The 14,086-nt window shown below is 35.7% G+C and carries 14 protein-coding genes; 12 read left to right on the top strand and 2 right to left on the bottom strand.

Translation table 11 applies throughout. The features are described 5' to 3' along the window. Positions 1-32 precede the first annotated feature (32 nt). On the bottom strand, positions 33-215 hold the full coding sequence (locus tag WMO42_RS07170) for a hypothetical protein (RefSeq protein ID WP_349191896.1): 183 nt from the start codon (positions 213-215) through the stop codon (positions 33-35). Between the two features lie 704 nt (positions 216-919). Here WMO42_RS07170 and WMO42_RS07165 point away from each other — a divergent pair. Continuing rightward, positions 920-2,215: an adenylosuccinate synthase gene (locus tag WMO42_RS07165; RefSeq protein WP_055176681.1), complete on the top strand. Its 1,296-nt coding sequence runs from the start codon at positions 920-922 to the stop codon at positions 2,213-2,215. Positions 2,216-2,300: 85 nt separating this feature from the next. Here the strand turns inward: WMO42_RS07165 and WMO42_RS07160 are convergent, their stop codons facing one another. Next, entirely contained in the window at positions 2,301-2,504 is a 204-nt protein-coding gene (locus WMO42_RS07160) for a hypothetical protein (RefSeq protein WP_022502762.1), read from the bottom strand. 182 nt (positions 2,505-2,686) lie between these two features. On the opposite strand from WMO42_RS07160, the gene WMO42_RS07155 reads away from it, so the two are divergent. The 11 genes from WMO42_RS07155 (at position 2,687) to WMO42_RS07105 (ending at position 13,978) form a co-directional block, all read left to right on the top strand. After that, complete coding sequence (locus tag WMO42_RS07155) at positions 2,687-4,213, top strand: amino acid adenylation domain-containing protein (RefSeq protein ID WP_022501497.1); 1,527 nt, start codon at positions 2,687-2,689, stop codon at positions 4,211-4,213. Beyond that, positions 4,206-5,438 (top strand): alanine racemase, encoded by a 1,233-nt coding sequence (locus WMO42_RS07150; protein WP_090140264.1) that lies wholly within the window; start codon positions 4,206-4,208, stop codon positions 5,436-5,438. Before WMO42_RS07155 ends, WMO42_RS07150 begins: the two co-directional genes overlap by 8 nt. A gap of 268 nt (positions 5,439-5,706) precedes the next feature. Beyond that, positions 5,707-5,931, top strand: coding sequence for a phosphopantetheine-binding protein (locus WMO42_RS07145; protein WP_022501495.1), 225 nt, complete (start codon positions 5,707-5,709; stop codon positions 5,929-5,931). Between the two features lie 123 nt (positions 5,932-6,054). Further along, on the top strand, positions 6,055-6,822 hold the full coding sequence (locus tag WMO42_RS07140) for a hypothetical protein (RefSeq protein ID WP_349191895.1): 768 nt from the start codon (positions 6,055-6,057) through the stop codon (positions 6,820-6,822). Positions 6,823-6,839: 17 nt separating this feature from the next. Beyond that, positions 6,840-7,346, top strand: a complete 507-nt coding sequence (locus tag WMO42_RS07135) for an SEC-C metal-binding domain-containing protein (RefSeq protein ID WP_349191893.1) — start codon at positions 6,840-6,842, stop codon at positions 7,344-7,346. 86 nt (positions 7,347-7,432) lie between these two features. After that, entirely contained in the window at positions 7,433-8,179 is a 747-nt protein-coding gene (locus WMO42_RS07130; protein ID WP_022501492.1) for a class I SAM-dependent methyltransferase, read from the top strand. A gap of 120 nt (positions 8,180-8,299) precedes the next feature. Continuing rightward, positions 8,300-9,175 carry an Hsp33 family molecular chaperone HslO gene (gene hslO, locus WMO42_RS07125; RefSeq protein WP_022501491.1) on the top strand — a complete coding sequence of 292 codons (876 nt, stop codon included), beginning with the start codon at positions 8,300-8,302 and terminating at the stop codon, positions 9,173-9,175. A 100-nt stretch (positions 9,176-9,275) separates the two neighbouring features. After that, entirely contained in the window at positions 9,276-10,949 is a 1,674-nt protein-coding gene (locus tag WMO42_RS07120) for a glutamine--tRNA ligase/YqeY domain fusion protein (RefSeq protein WP_349191891.1), read from the top strand. A gap of 34 nt (positions 10,950-10,983) precedes the next feature. Continuing rightward, complete coding sequence (locus WMO42_RS07115; RefSeq protein WP_172678523.1) at positions 10,984-11,709, top strand: DUF2225 domain-containing protein; 726 nt, start codon at positions 10,984-10,986, stop codon at positions 11,707-11,709. Then, positions 11,702-13,687, top strand: a complete 1,986-nt coding sequence (locus tag WMO42_RS07110; RefSeq protein ID WP_022501488.1) for an LTA synthase family protein — start codon at positions 11,702-11,704, stop codon at positions 13,685-13,687. The genes WMO42_RS07115 and WMO42_RS07110 overlap by 8 nt, the downstream gene beginning before the upstream one ends. 93 nt (positions 13,688-13,780) lie before the next feature. Then, positions 13,781-13,978 (top strand): cold shock domain-containing protein, encoded by a 198-nt coding sequence (locus WMO42_RS07105; RefSeq protein ID WP_022501487.1) that lies wholly within the window; start codon positions 13,781-13,783, stop codon positions 13,976-13,978. The last annotated feature ends 108 nt before the right edge of the window (positions 13,979-14,086 follow it).

Here is a 14,086-nt window from a genome sequence, read left to right as displayed (position 1 = left end):
AATTTCTTAATATATGTAGTTCCTTGGTGGTTTTATATCCGATTGTCATCATATAATGCACACCACGCACTGAGCACGTTAAGACAGTCTTTATTAAGCGTGTAGTCCGTTCGTGATACAGCTTTCTCGCAGTTGTTGATTGACAATCTTAAATATGAGGTCTGTCCAGTTACAGCAAGAATATGAAGCTGGACAAACATAGCTGCAAGAAGCACACATACACTTCCGTTCTCCTGAATTAGAGGAAGTAAATCAACTATAGTACTTAGTGCCTAAAGGACATTTTGTTAAAAATAATAACCATTCTTTTAATTCTTCAATTTCACCATTGTTAAGAATTTGTTCAAATGAAGATGGAGAAAAATATTTGTTATTACGATTACGCATTAGCCACCTCCGTATACAATTATGATAATAGGTAATTGTGAAACTCAGTATTACACTTGTAAATATGTGAAAAATCAACAAAATCAACAAAGACACGCTTTTGCTACTTGTCGCTCGCAACGGTACTAAGTGACTACAATACAGTCGCTAAGTGCCGGCGGCTCCAAAATGTCTTCTTATGATTTGTTAATTTTTCACTATGCAGCCGTCTATATAACCGAGTTTCGCAAACGCCTACAATTATGATAATTATATATAAAAATGCCTTAAAGCTCAATCGTAAAACAGCAATCATTCTAATTTATGGTGTGACTAATTATAATTTGATATGCAGAATACATATGAAGTTCAAGAACATATTATTATAATGAACTTGCTTGTTTTTCAGAATAATTAAACTACTTTTGTAAACTTCTTTCATAAACCCATTGATTGAAACTGCCAACTTGTGTTATTATATCAGTTGTGGTTTTCTGTTTACAGGCCACTAATGTTATATGCTATATTAGGAACTAGCAGAATGGAGGAAGCTATGGTAAAAGCTATTGTTGGTGCGAACTGGGGAGATGAAGGTAAAGGTAAGATTACAGATATGCTTGCCGAAGAATCTGATATCGTTGTAAGATTCCAGGGAGGAAGTAACGCTGGACATACAATCATCAATGATTATGGTAAGTTTGCATTACATCTCCTGCCATCAGGAGTATTTTATAATCATATTACAAGTGTAATCGGTAATGGTGTTGCATTAAATATTCCATACCTTGTAAAGGAACTTAAAAGTCTTACAGACAGGAATGTTCCAATGCCTAAGATTCTTGTATCAGACAGAGCACAGATTATGATGCCATATCATATAGATTTTGATACATATGAAGAAGCCAGACTTGCAGGTAAGTCATTTGGTTCAACTAAGTCAGGAATTGCTCCATTCTATTCAGATAAATATGCTAAGATTGGTTTTCAGGTAAGTGAATTATTTGGAGATGAGAATACCCTTAAAGAGAAGATTGCCAATGTATGTACATTAAAGAATGTAATGCTTGAACATCTTTATCATCAGCCACTTCTTAATGAAGAAGATATATTTAATACACTTATGGAATACAAAGAGATGGTTAAGCCATATGTATGTGATACATCAGCTTATCTTCATCAGGCACTTAAGGAAGGCAAGAAGATTCTTCTTGAAGGTCAGTTAGGTTCACTTAAAGACCCAGACCACGGAATATATCCAATGGTTACATCTTCATCAACACTTGCTCCTTATGGTGCTATTGGTGCTGGTATTCCAGCAGCTTCAATTACAGATGTTGTAACAGTTGTTAAGGCATACTCATCAGCAGTAGGTGCTGGTGCATTTGTAAGTGAGATATTCGGAGAGGAAGCTGACGAGTTAAGAAAGCGCGGTGGTGACGGCGGCGAGTTCGGTGCTACAACAGGACGTCCAAGAAGAATGGGCTGGTTCGATGCAGTTGCTACACGTTATGGTGTGCGTATGCAGGGAACAACAGAAGTTGCTCTTACAGTAGTTGATGTACTTGGATATCTTGATGAAATTCCTATGTGTGTAGGCTATGAGATAGATGGAAAGGTTACTAAGGACTTCCCAACTACTTCAGAGCTTGAGAAGGCTAAGCCAGTATTAAAGACACTTCCAGGCTGGAAATGCGATATAAGAGGAATTAAGAATTACGAAGATCTTCCAAAGGAATGCCGTGATTATGTAGAAGCTATCGAGAAAGAGATAGAAGCACCTATAACAATGGTATCGAATGGACCAGGAAGACACGAGATTATTCACAGAGTAAGCTCATACAGCAAATAATTAATAATAACAATAATGCCGTATCTGTAGTCATTAAGATTATCAGATACGGCAAATTTGCGTTAAATAGATTGGTTATATATAATTAATGGTTTCGTCCGGACAGATATTTGTACATAAGCATCATAGCGTAGGCTACGATGGGAAGAACAATATCTGTAAAGATAAGACCTTTGAATAAAGTATGTGCTGTTTCATTATCAATAAATGCTGTGATTAAGGTTGTAAGCAGTAATATGCCCCACGCTATAACTATTATAAGTGCGGCGGCTTTTTTGAATTTTTTCATAAATTATCCTCATTTCTAATGGATTTAATAATATAGAAATGTTATCATATTTTTATTATATATAAAAGGGATATAATTATTAACTATATATAGTTATGTATAAAGAAATATAATTATATGAGTGCTGTGATTATCAGGCGGCTCATAGATGTGAGAGAAAGGTATTAACAGAGGTAGTGATTATGACAAAGAATGTATTGGATTATTTGTATACATCTAAAGAAAAGTTTCCATTAAAGACGGCAGTGGCTGATAATGTATCATCAATGACATATACAGAACTTGTAGATAATGCGACAACAATAGCTGTTGCACTTCTTAAGTACACAGGAGCAAGAAAGGCAGTTCCTATATATATGGATAAAAGCTGTGTTACACTTGCGGCATTTATGGGTGTAGTAATGACAGGCAATTTTTATGTGCTTTTAGAGCCAGCACATCCGGCAGAGAGAATTCACAGCATACTTGATACTCTTCAGGCGGATATTATTGTTACTAACAGAAAGAATGAGAAGAAGGCTGCAAAGCTCGAGTTTACAGGCAATATTGTATACATTGAAGACCTGCTTGAAGCACAGGTTACAGATGAGGACAGAAAGAAGCTTTCGGATATTAAGGCAAATGCTCTTGATATAGATCCATTATATGCAATATTTACATCAGGTTCTACAGGAGTACCTAAGGGAGTTGTTGTAAACCACCGTTCGGTTATAGATTTTATAGAATGTTTTACAGATATATTTGGAATAACAGACAAGGATGTAATTGGTAATCAGGCACCATTTGACTTTGATGTATCAGTTAAGGATATATATTCAAGCTTAAAATGCGGAGCAACACTCCAGATTATACCAAAGAGTATGTTCTCATTCCCGACAAGGCTCTTAGACTACCTTGATGATAACAATGTTACAACTCTTATATGGGCTGTATCAGCGTTATGTATAATAACTACACTTAAGGGCTTTGATTATAAAGTGCCAAAGGCAATTAATAAAGTTATATTCTCAGGTGAGGTAATGCCTATAAAGCACCTTAATATATGGAGAGAATATTATAAGGATGCGTTATTTGCCAACGTATATGGTCCTACAGAGATTACCTGCAATTGCACATATTATATTATAGACAGGGAATTTGCCATTGATGATGTCCTTCCAATGGGCAAGGCATTTCCTAATGAGAGAGTATTCTTATTAGATGAGAATGATAAACTTATTAAGAACAGTGAAGCTGATAAGACAGGCGAGATATGTGTATCAGGAACAGCGGTTACAATGGGTTACTTTAACAATAAAGAAAAGACAGACAGTGCATTTGTCCAGAACCCGCTTAATGGCAGTTATAATGAAATTATATATAGAACTGGTGATTTGGGATATTATAATGATAATAAGGAAATGTGTTTCTCGTCAAGAAAGGACTTCCAGATAAAGCACAATGGACACAGAATTGAATTAGGAGAGCTTGATATGGCTATTAATTCAATGGATAACATACAGAGAGCCTGCTGTATATACCAGCAGGAGGAGAATAAGATATACGCTTTTTATGAGGGGGAGCAGGATAATAAGTCACTCACTCATTATCTTTTATCCAAACTTCCTAAATTTATGATTCCGGAGGTTATGATTAACGTAAAGTCAATGCCTCTTACTAAAAATGGAAAGATAGACAGAAAAGCTTTAATGGAGGAATATAATGCTTAGTACAGAAAAAATTATTGAGATAGCGGACCAACATTCAACACCATTGTATATATTAGATAAAGAAGCACTTGAAAATAGAATTAATGAGATAAAGGCTATATTAGGAGAAGGGGTTACACTCTGCTATGCTATGAAAGCTAATCCATTTTTTGTAGATGCATTTAAACATCTTAATACTAAGTATGAGGTGTGTTCACCGGGAGAATTTGCAATATGCGAGCGAGAGAAGGTCAATATGAAAGATATTGTATTATCCGGTGTTAATAAGGAGAAAGCTGATATATGCCACGTTTTAAATGATTGCGGCGGAGTTGGTGTTTATACAGTAGAGTCAAAGGAACAGTATAGCCTTTTATCAGAATGTGCAAGGGAAGCTGAAGTTACAATAGATGTGCTTTTAAGAGTAACAAGCGGCAACCAGTTCGGACTTGATGAGGAAGATATTAAGGATATTGTTAAGAACAGGGAGAAATATCCAGAACTTAATATTCGTGGTGTACAGTGTTATACAGGTACACAGAAGAAAAAGTTCGATATTATAAAGTCAGAAATAGAGTGGCTTGACGGACTTTGCGACAGCCTTTATGCAGATTATGGCTTTAAAGCAGAAGAATTAGAGTATGGTCCGGGACTTCCGGTATCATATTTTGGCGATGCGGCATATGATAATAAGTATGATATGTTAAAGGAGCTTGCAGCTTTACTTGAAAATTACAAGGCAAAGTACAGCATAACACTTGAAATGGGCAGATATCTTGTAGCTGAGTGTGGTATATATGTAACAGGAATTGCCGATATTAAGAAGAACAAGGGACAGCAGTATGTAATAGTTGATGGCGGCATTAACCATGTTAATTATTATGGACAGGCTATGGCTATGAAGATACCGGCATATTCATATGTAAAAGCAGATGGAACAGTAGTTAAGGATAGAAATGTAATGTCAAAGCTTAACGGAACAGATGATGAGAAATGGACAATATGTGGTTCACTCTGTACAGTTGCAGATCTCATTGTTAAGAATCTTCCAATTGGCACACCGGAATGTAATGACAAGATAATATTTTACAATATCGGAGCATATTCAATAACAGAGGGTATATATCTTTTCTTAAGCAGGAAGATGCCTGTTATAACAGCCTGCAATAAAGACGGAAGCGTGGAAGTGTACAGAGATGTAATATGTTCAGACAGAATTAATTCAAGACAGAATTTATTGAGTTAAATTTACTGGATTAAATATGGCTGATACGAAATAATCTGTATGGGATATTGCAGCTTATACAATATATGATAATAATTTATATAAAATATGCTTGACTTAATATATACATATGTTATATTTTGTATCTGATAGGATTCCTGTTTTTAGTGAGGGCAGAGTGCTTAATTGTAGCTGCCTTATATTATAATGGAATTATTTTAGATGGTGGAAGTTAACAATTTAACTATTCATGACGATATTTTTATTAAGAAAGGCTAGGTTTTTTATAATGGATCAGTTATTGGATATTTTGACAGAGGTTAATTCAGATGTGGATTACGAAACATGCGATACACTCGTAGATGATGGAATTTTAGATTCTTTTGATATTGTATCAATTGTAGGTGAATTAAATGACACATTTGATATCAATATTACTCCTGTTGATATTGTACCTGAGAATTTTAATTCAGCAGAAGCTATGTGGGATATGATTCAGCGTCTTTCTGAGTAATTAACATAATATATGGCTGTTCTTAGAGCGTGGTACGTTTAAGGATAGTCATTAATAAGTTAATTGAAGTTAGTATGTATGTAAGGCACGGAGGCCGAAGTCAGCAGACAAGGAGGAATGGTTATGGCAACAATTTCAGCTTATACTTCCAGTTCAATTTCAACATTGTTTTCTGGTCTTAATTCAAGCAGCAGTAATAACAGCTTTGGAATTGGAAGTCTTGATCTTAGTACTTACAATTCAATTAAGACAGGTGCTTACAAGCAGTTATTAAAGTCTTATTATGCTAAGAATCCTGTTTCATCAAACAGCGGTTCATCTAAGACAGATAACAGCAGTGCAACAACAATTTCATCACAGAAGATTAATGCGACTAAGACTAAGGATGCTTCAAAGGCAGTTGTTAATGATGCAACTGATTTAAGAAAGACATCTTTATGGCAGAAGAAGTCTGTTACTAATGAAGATGGAACAACAGAGAATAAGTATGACGCAGATGCAATCTATAAGGCTGTATCAGCATTTGTCAAAGATTATAATTCTATGATTGATGCGACAGGTGACTCTTCTGATACAAGTGTATTAAGAACAGCATCTAATATGGTTAATACAACCAAAGCTAATTCCAAGGTATTAAAGGAACTTGGAATAAGCGTTGACAGCAATAACAAGCTCGTTATTGACAAAGACACATTTATGGCAGCGGATATGTCAGTTGCTAAGTCGGCATTTGCTGGTGCAGGCTCATTTGGACAGTCTGTTGCTAACAGTGCAGCATCTATATACAGTAGTTCGGCTACTACATTAGCTAAGTTACAGACACAGAACCTTTATGGCTCTGATGGCAGCTACAGCTATGTTTCAGCTTCTGTATATAATCAGTTTACTTAAAAGAGAGGTTAAATATAATGGCATTATTAGATACATGGAGAAATCTTGCTTACCAGACAGAGATGGATAATAAGACAGCTAACGAATTCTGGGGAAGCTATTTTACACAGGAAAAGGCTATATATGAGCAGATTCTTGCAGATCCGGATACAGTAGTTAAAGGAACTGTTAAAGAACTTGCTGATAAGTATGGAGTGGAAGTGCTTCTTATGACAGGATTTCTTGATGGAATCAATGACAGTCTTAAAACTCCTAATCCAATTGAGACAATGGAAGAGGATACAGAAGTAAGTCTTGATTATGACAAAGAAAAACTTTACTACAATATGGTTGCTTGTAAGGCAGATTGGTTATATGAGCTTCCACAGTGGGATAACCTTCTTGATGAAGCTACAAGAAAAGATTTATACAAGAAGCAGAAGTTATCAGGAACTATCGTTAAGGGCAAGAAGATTGGACGTAATGATCTATGTCCTTGCGGAAGCGGTAAGAAGTACAAACAGTGCTGTGGAAAGAACGCTTAATTGGTAATAAACAGTTTGTCGGTTAACCTGCAGGTAGTCTTAAGACTACCCGCAGGTCTTTTGAATTTATGCGAATTGGAGATAATATGGAAGCATATACAGGATTTGCCTATGTCTATGATGAGTATATGGACAATATACCATATGACGAATGGGAAGAGTATTTAGTAGAATTATTAAAAGAGAATGGTATAGACAAAGATAATACAGTTATAGACCTTGGCTGTGGTACAGGCACAGTGACAAGAATGTTGGATAAAGAGGGGTATAACTGCATAGGAGTAGATTTATCTGAGGATATGCTTTCTATAGCAAGTGACAAGACATATGACAGCGGACAGCAGATAATATACAGTTGTCAGGATATGAGGGATTTCGAAGTTCCATATGAGACAGATGCATTTATAAGTATTGGTGACTCAATGAATTATATAACAGCTAATGATGATTTGTGTGATGTGTTTAAATGTGTAAAGAAAGGCCTGAAACAGGGAGGAGTATTTATATTTGATTTAAAGACAATACATTTTTTTAAGGATATATTAGCTGATAATACATATGCTGAGAATAGGGAAGATTCAGCGTTTATATGGGACAATTATTATGATGAGGAAAGTTCTAATAATGAGTATGAGCTTGCCGTATTCGTAAGAAATGAAGATGGAACATTTGACAGATTTGAGGAAGAACACTACCAGCATGGTTTTACTTTGGGAGAAGTAGCTGATGCTGTAAAAAAAGCGGGACTTAAAATCAGGAATGTATATGATGCATTTTCACATAATGCACCTGATGATAATTCCGAAAGGCTGTATTATATAATAGAAAAATAGCTGCGTGCCATTATGCACGCATATAAGCAATAAAGTATTATATAACAAAAGTAATAATGAGTTATGTAATACGCAGATAGTGAATCGTGCACTGAAATATGCACAGGAAAGAGGAATGTTATGAAAGACTATATAGTAAGAGCAACAGCCGCTAATGGACAGGTAAGAGCATTTGCGGCTACTACAAGAGGTGTTGTTGAAACAGCAAGAAAAGATCATAATACAAGCCCTATAGCAACTGTGGCACTTGGAAGACTTCTTACGGGTGCAGCTATGATGGGAATAATGATGAAGAATGATTCAGATATACTTACTGTCCAGATTAAGGGAAATGGACCAATTGGTGCGATGACAGTAACAGCAGAGCCTAATGGACATGTAAAGGGCTTTGTTGCCAATCCGGAGGTTATGCTTCCATTAAAGAATGGACATATGGATATAGCCGGTGCAGTTGGTATCGGTGTTTTAAGTGTAATTAAGGATATTGGCTTAAGAGAGCCTTATGTTGGAGATACTATTCTTATAACAAGTGAGATAGCTGATGACCTGACATACTATTTTGCAACAAGTGAGCAGGTTCCATCATCAGTAGGACTTGGTGTTCTTATGAATAAGGACAACACAGTAAGAGAAGCTGGCGGATTTATTATACAGCTTATGCCTAATGCAACAGATGAGTTTATAGACAAGCTTGAAAAGAGAATTAAAGAGATTAAGTCGGTTACTAATATGCTTGATGAGGGTATGACACCAGAGGATATATTAGAGCATATATTAGGAGATATGGATTTACAGATACTTGATACAGTTCCTACAGAATTCTACTGCAACTGCTCTAAGGAAAGAGTAAGTGCGGCTGTAATAAGTGTTGGTAAAGAGGAGCTTCAGAAGATGATAGATGAGGGTGAACCAATAGAGGTAAACTGCCATTTCTGTAACAGCCACTACAAATTCAGCGTTGATGAGTTAAAGGATATGCTTATTAAAGCAAGATAATGAATATAAATCAGCTATTTCTTGAATTTATTATATAATTGCTGTATTATTAATTTAATATGGATTGATTAAGCAGGAACTGTTTAGGAGGAACTTACTAATGGATAACGAGACTGTTTCAAAGAATTTTATTGAACAGATTATTGATAAGGATATTGAGGAGGGACATTGCCAGAAGGTAGTCACAAGATTCCCACCAGAACCTAATGGATATCTTCATATAGGACATGCCAAATCAATATTACTTAATTATGGACTGGCCAAGGAATATAATGGTCAGTTTAATATGAGATTTGATGATACTAACCCAACAAAGGAAAAGGTTGAGTTCGTAGACTCTATTAAGAAGGATGTTGAATGGCTTGGTGCTAAATGGAATGGAGATGTTCTTTTTGCATCTAATTATTTTCCACAGATGTATGAAGCTGCTATCAGACTTATCAAGAAGGGAAAGGCTTATGTAGATGACCTTTCAGCAGAGGAGATAAGACAGTATAGAGGAACACTTACAGAGCCGGGCAAGGAAAGTCCTTACAGAGAGCGTTCTGTAGAGGAAAATCTCAAGCTTTTTGAAGAGATGAAGGAAGGTAAGTATGAAGACGGAGAGAAAGTATTAAGAGCTAAGATTGATATGGCTTCTCCTAATATCAATATGAGAGATCCTATTATATACAGGGTTGCACATATGACACACCACAGAACAGGTGATGAGTGGTGCATATATCCTATGTATGACTTTGCACATCCTATTGAGGATGCTGTTGAGGGAATAACACACTCTATATGTACACTTGAGTTTGAAGACCACAGACCATTATATGACTGGGTTATTATTGAGACAGGATATAAGACATCACCAGAGGAAAATCCTAAGCAGATTGAGTTTGCCAAGTTATATCTTACTAATGTAGTAACAGGTAAAAGATATATTAAGAAGCTTGTAGAAGATGGTGTTGTAGATGGCTGGGACGACCCAAGGCTTGTATCTATAGCTGCTTTAAGAAGAAGAGGTTTTACACCAGAATCTATAAAGATGTTCGTGGATCTTGTAGGTGTTACTAAGGCACAGGGTTCAGTTGAATATCCTATGCTTGAATACTGCATAAGAGAAGACTTAAAGCTTAAGGTTAAGAGAATGATGGCTATTCTTGATCCTGTTAAACTTGTTATTGACAATTATCCAGAAGATCAGGTTGAATATATGGACGTTGCCAATAATCAGGAAAATCCAGAAATGGGAACAAGAAAAGTACCATTTACTAAAGAATTATACATTGAAAGGGAAGATTTTATGGAAGAACCTCCAAAGAAGTATTTCAGAATGTTCCCAGGCAATGAAGTAAGACTTATGAATGCTTATTATGTAACATGCACAGGCGTTGATAAAGATGAGAATGGCAATATTAATTGTATTCATTGTACTTACGATCCAGAGACAAAGGGCGGCAATTTTGCTGGAAGAAAAGTTAAAGGAACTATACACTGGGTATCAGCATCAAGGGGAATAAATGCTGAGGTAAGATTGTATGATAATATTGTAGACGAAGAAAAGGGTGTATACAATGAAGATGGTTCTATGAACATTAATCCTAATTCACTTACAATTCTTAAGAACTGTGTATTAGAGCCAGAGCTTGCTAATGCCAGGCCAGAGGACAGATTCCAGTTTGTAAGAAATGGATATTTCTGCGTTGACAACAAGGATTCAAAGGGGAATGTATTGGTGTTCAATAGAATAGTTTCATTGAAAAGCTCATTTAAACTTCAGAAGTAATTAATGCCATTATAATGGCAGTATAGGTAATGATATGGAAATCAAAGATGAAAAGTCTTATATATTTGATAAGACGATGAAATGCAATGTATGTAACAAAGAGTTTACTACTAAGCAGGTAAGAACTGGCAAAGCCAGATATACAGGAACTAACGACATACTTAAGCCATTGTATACAGGAATAGATAGTACGAAGTATGATATTATTATGTGTCCTCATTGTGGCTATGCGGCAGTTCCGAGAACTTATGGAAAGCTGACACCTAAACAGAGGCAGCTAATCAGAGATAATATTGAAGGTAAATTCAAGGTTACATGGAAGGAAGAGGACAGCTATTCTTATGATGTAGCGATAAGACGTTGTAAAATGGCACTTCTTACGGAGATGATAACAGGTACTAATATAAGTGAAAGTGCGTATCTTTGTTTAAGATTAGCGTGGCTTTATGATGGCAGGATTGAAGAACTTAGAAGCCAGAATGCCAGTGAAGAAATAATTAACCAACACCTGAAATCCCAGCAGGAGTATATTCAGGATGCCTATAAAGGATTTAAGGAGGCAGTTCAGACACAATACCCTCCTATATGTGGTATGGATGAGAATACAATTAATTATCTGCTCGCCAGCCTTGGCATAAAATGCAAAGATTATGGTACAGCAAAGCAGTTTGCCTCATCAATAGTAACATCCAGGTCTGCACAGGCAGGTCTTAAGGAGAAGGCAAGGGGATTGTTAGGACAGATTAAAGCAAATGAATAGAATTAAGACAGTGTTTCAAAAGCTATGGTCATATGAGACATTTCATATATTCATGTATTCAATTGCACTAAATGCAGTGATTGAATGTCTTAATAACAGAGGATTAACAGGACTTTTGAAGATATTCACAAGTCCTGTTATCTTTCTTATGAACACCTTGATAATAATGACTACATTATCAATAGGGTTGTTCTTTAAGAGAAGAATATTTGTATATGTGCTTATGGCTGTATTGTGGATTATTTTAGCATTTATTAACTTTGTAGTGTTGTATTCACGAAAGACACCATTTACAGCAATGGATATATATCTTATAAGTGATGCCATAAAGGTCATACCGCTGTATATTAATGTATTCCAGATGATACTTATAGTAGTCGGGATAATCGCAGTTATATCAGGGCTTGTAATGTTGTTTAAAAGAACAAAGGTGTATACACAGGAACTGCCATTATATAAGCAGTTATTACATTCAGGCTTTAAGTTTGCAGTGATATTCCTGCTTACATATGCGGTTGCGGCAAGCCTTATAATTAATGGATATGTACAGACACATTTTGGCAATCTTGCACAGGCATATAAGCAGTATGGATTTGTGTATTGCTTTACAAGCAGTATTAAAGACCGTGGAATAAGCAAGTCCAAGGAATATTCAGAAGAATATATTGATGGAATAAAAGATGAGCTTGATGAAAATGTACCTGACGCATCAGAGACTTCACCTAATATAATATTTGTACAGCTTGAATCATTTTTTGACCCTAAGCTTGTAAAGGGTGTTACATTTTCAAGTAATCCAACACCTAATCTTGACAGGATAATGAAAGAATATTCGTCAGGATATCTGTCAGTGCCTTGCTTTGGTGCAGGTACGGCTAATACTGAATTTGAGGTTCAGACAGGCGTTAACCTTGATGATTTTGGACCAGGTGAATATCCTTACAGGACAGTTATGCAGTCAAAGACGTGTGAGTCAGCCGCTTATGATTTAAGAAAGCTTGGCTATTCAACACACGCAATCCATAATAATGATGCAACATTTTATGACAGATATAAGGTATTCTCACATCTTGGATATGATACTTTTACATCTATTGAATATATGGATAGTGATTATCAGAAGACGCCACTTGGCTGGGCTAAGGATAAAATGCTTACAGCACAGATAAAGAAGGCTCTTGACTCAACAGAAGGAGCAGATTATATATTTACTATATCAGTTCAGGGACATGGAGATTATCCAACGACAATGCCAGAGGGCTTTATTCCAGGAATAACAGTTTCAGGATTTTTTGATGAAGAGGAACAGGTACAGTTCGAGTATTATGTTAACCAGATTCACGAGATGGATACATTTATAGGTGAACTTACTAATATGTTATCCAGAAGAAATGAAGAAACCGTACTTGTTATGTATGGCGATCATCTTCCAACATTTAATTTCACTAATGATACTATGGAGAATGGTGATATATACCAGACAGAGTATTTTATATGGTCTAATTATGGTTTAGAGAAGAAAGATATTGATCTTCAGGCATATCAGCTATCAGCTGCAGTGTTTGACAGGCTTGGAATATCAGAAGGTTATATTATGAAGTTCCATCAGGCAAAGCATAATGATGCTGATTACCTTAAGAAGTTAAAGGTACTTGAATACGATATATTGTATGGTGATAAACAGATATATGACGGAAAAGTTCCTTATGTAGCCACAGATTTAAAAATGGGAATTGACGATATTACAATAGATGAAGTGTATGATTATAAGGATTATGTATGTATAAGCGGTAAGAATTTCAATGATTTCAGCACTGTATACATTAATAATAAAGAGCAGGAAAATGCAGAGCTTATAAGTAGTACAATGATAAGAGTACCTAAACGCAGTATCAAATCAGGAGATGAAATAGCAATAGCCCAGAGAGGCAATGATAAGATAGAGCTTGGAAGAACCACATATATTGTGCCAAATTAATTAGAATTATAATAAATAAATTGACACTAACAATTGAAAATGTTAATATGAAAAAGGTGTAATCACCACATATTAAATTTGGAGGTACTTGAAATGAAAGGTACAGTAAAGTGGTTCAATAACCAGAAGGGTTACGGCTTTATAAGTGATGAGTCTGGAAAGGATGTTTTTGTTCATTATTCAGGACTTAATATGGAAGGTTTCAAGTCTTTAGAGGAAGGTGCTGCTGTTGAGTTTGATGTAACAGAAGGTGCTAAGGGTCCTCAGGCTGTCAACGTAACAAAATTATAATCCGAATGGTTTGCAGTGTGCCTTTTCCTGATTTATATATAGATTTTTGAAAAGATATATTGTTATACAATTAAGATTATTAAAGAGCAGTCGCTTCTGGGTGGCTGC

Origin of the sequence: Lachnospira sp. CLA-JM-H23, assembly GCF_040096425.1 — a bacterium.
Classification (GTDB): domain Bacteria; phylum Bacillota; class Clostridia; order Lachnospirales; family Lachnospiraceae; genus Lachnospira; species Lachnospira rogosae.
This window is presented reverse-complemented; position numbering and strand designations above follow the sequence as displayed.

Bases quoted from the DNA above. Each gene is read 5' to 3' on its own strand.
- WMO42_RS07165 (WP_055176681.1), top strand. From the start codon at position 920: ATGGTAAAAGCTATTGTTGGTGCGAACTGGGGAGATGAAGGTAAAGGT.
- WMO42_RS07160 (WP_022502762.1), bottom strand. From the start codon at position 2,504: ATGAAAAAATTCAAAAAAGCCGCCGCACTTATAATAGTTATAGCGTGG.
- WMO42_RS07155 (WP_022501497.1), top strand. From the start codon at position 2,687: ATGACAAAGAATGTATTGGATTATTTGTATACATCTAAAGAAAAGTTT.
- WMO42_RS07150 (WP_090140264.1), top strand. From the start codon at position 4,206: ATGCTTAGTACAGAAAAAATTATTGAGATAGCGGACCAACATTCAACA.
- WMO42_RS07145 (WP_022501495.1), top strand. From the start codon at position 5,707: ATGGATCAGTTATTGGATATTTTGACAGAGGTTAATTCAGATGTGGAT.
- WMO42_RS07140 (WP_349191895.1), top strand. From the start codon at position 6,055: ATGGCAACAATTTCAGCTTATACTTCCAGTTCAATTTCAACATTGTTT.
- WMO42_RS07135 (WP_349191893.1), top strand. From the start codon at position 6,840: ATGGCATTATTAGATACATGGAGAAATCTTGCTTACCAGACAGAGATG.
- WMO42_RS07130 (WP_022501492.1), top strand. From the start codon at position 7,433: ATGGAAGCATATACAGGATTTGCCTATGTCTATGATGAGTATATGGAC.
- hslO (WP_022501491.1), top strand. From the start codon at position 8,300: ATGAAAGACTATATAGTAAGAGCAACAGCCGCTAATGGACAGGTAAGA.
- WMO42_RS07120 (WP_349191891.1), top strand. From the start codon at position 9,276: ATGGATAACGAGACTGTTTCAAAGAATTTTATTGAACAGATTATTGAT.
- WMO42_RS07115 (WP_172678523.1), top strand. From the start codon at position 10,984: ATGGAAATCAAAGATGAAAAGTCTTATATATTTGATAAGACGATGAAA.
- WMO42_RS07110 (WP_022501488.1), top strand. From the start codon at position 11,702: ATGAATAGAATTAAGACAGTGTTTCAAAAGCTATGGTCATATGAGACA.
- WMO42_RS07105 (WP_022501487.1), top strand. From the start codon at position 13,781: ATGAAAGGTACAGTAAAGTGGTTCAATAACCAGAAGGGTTACGGCTTT.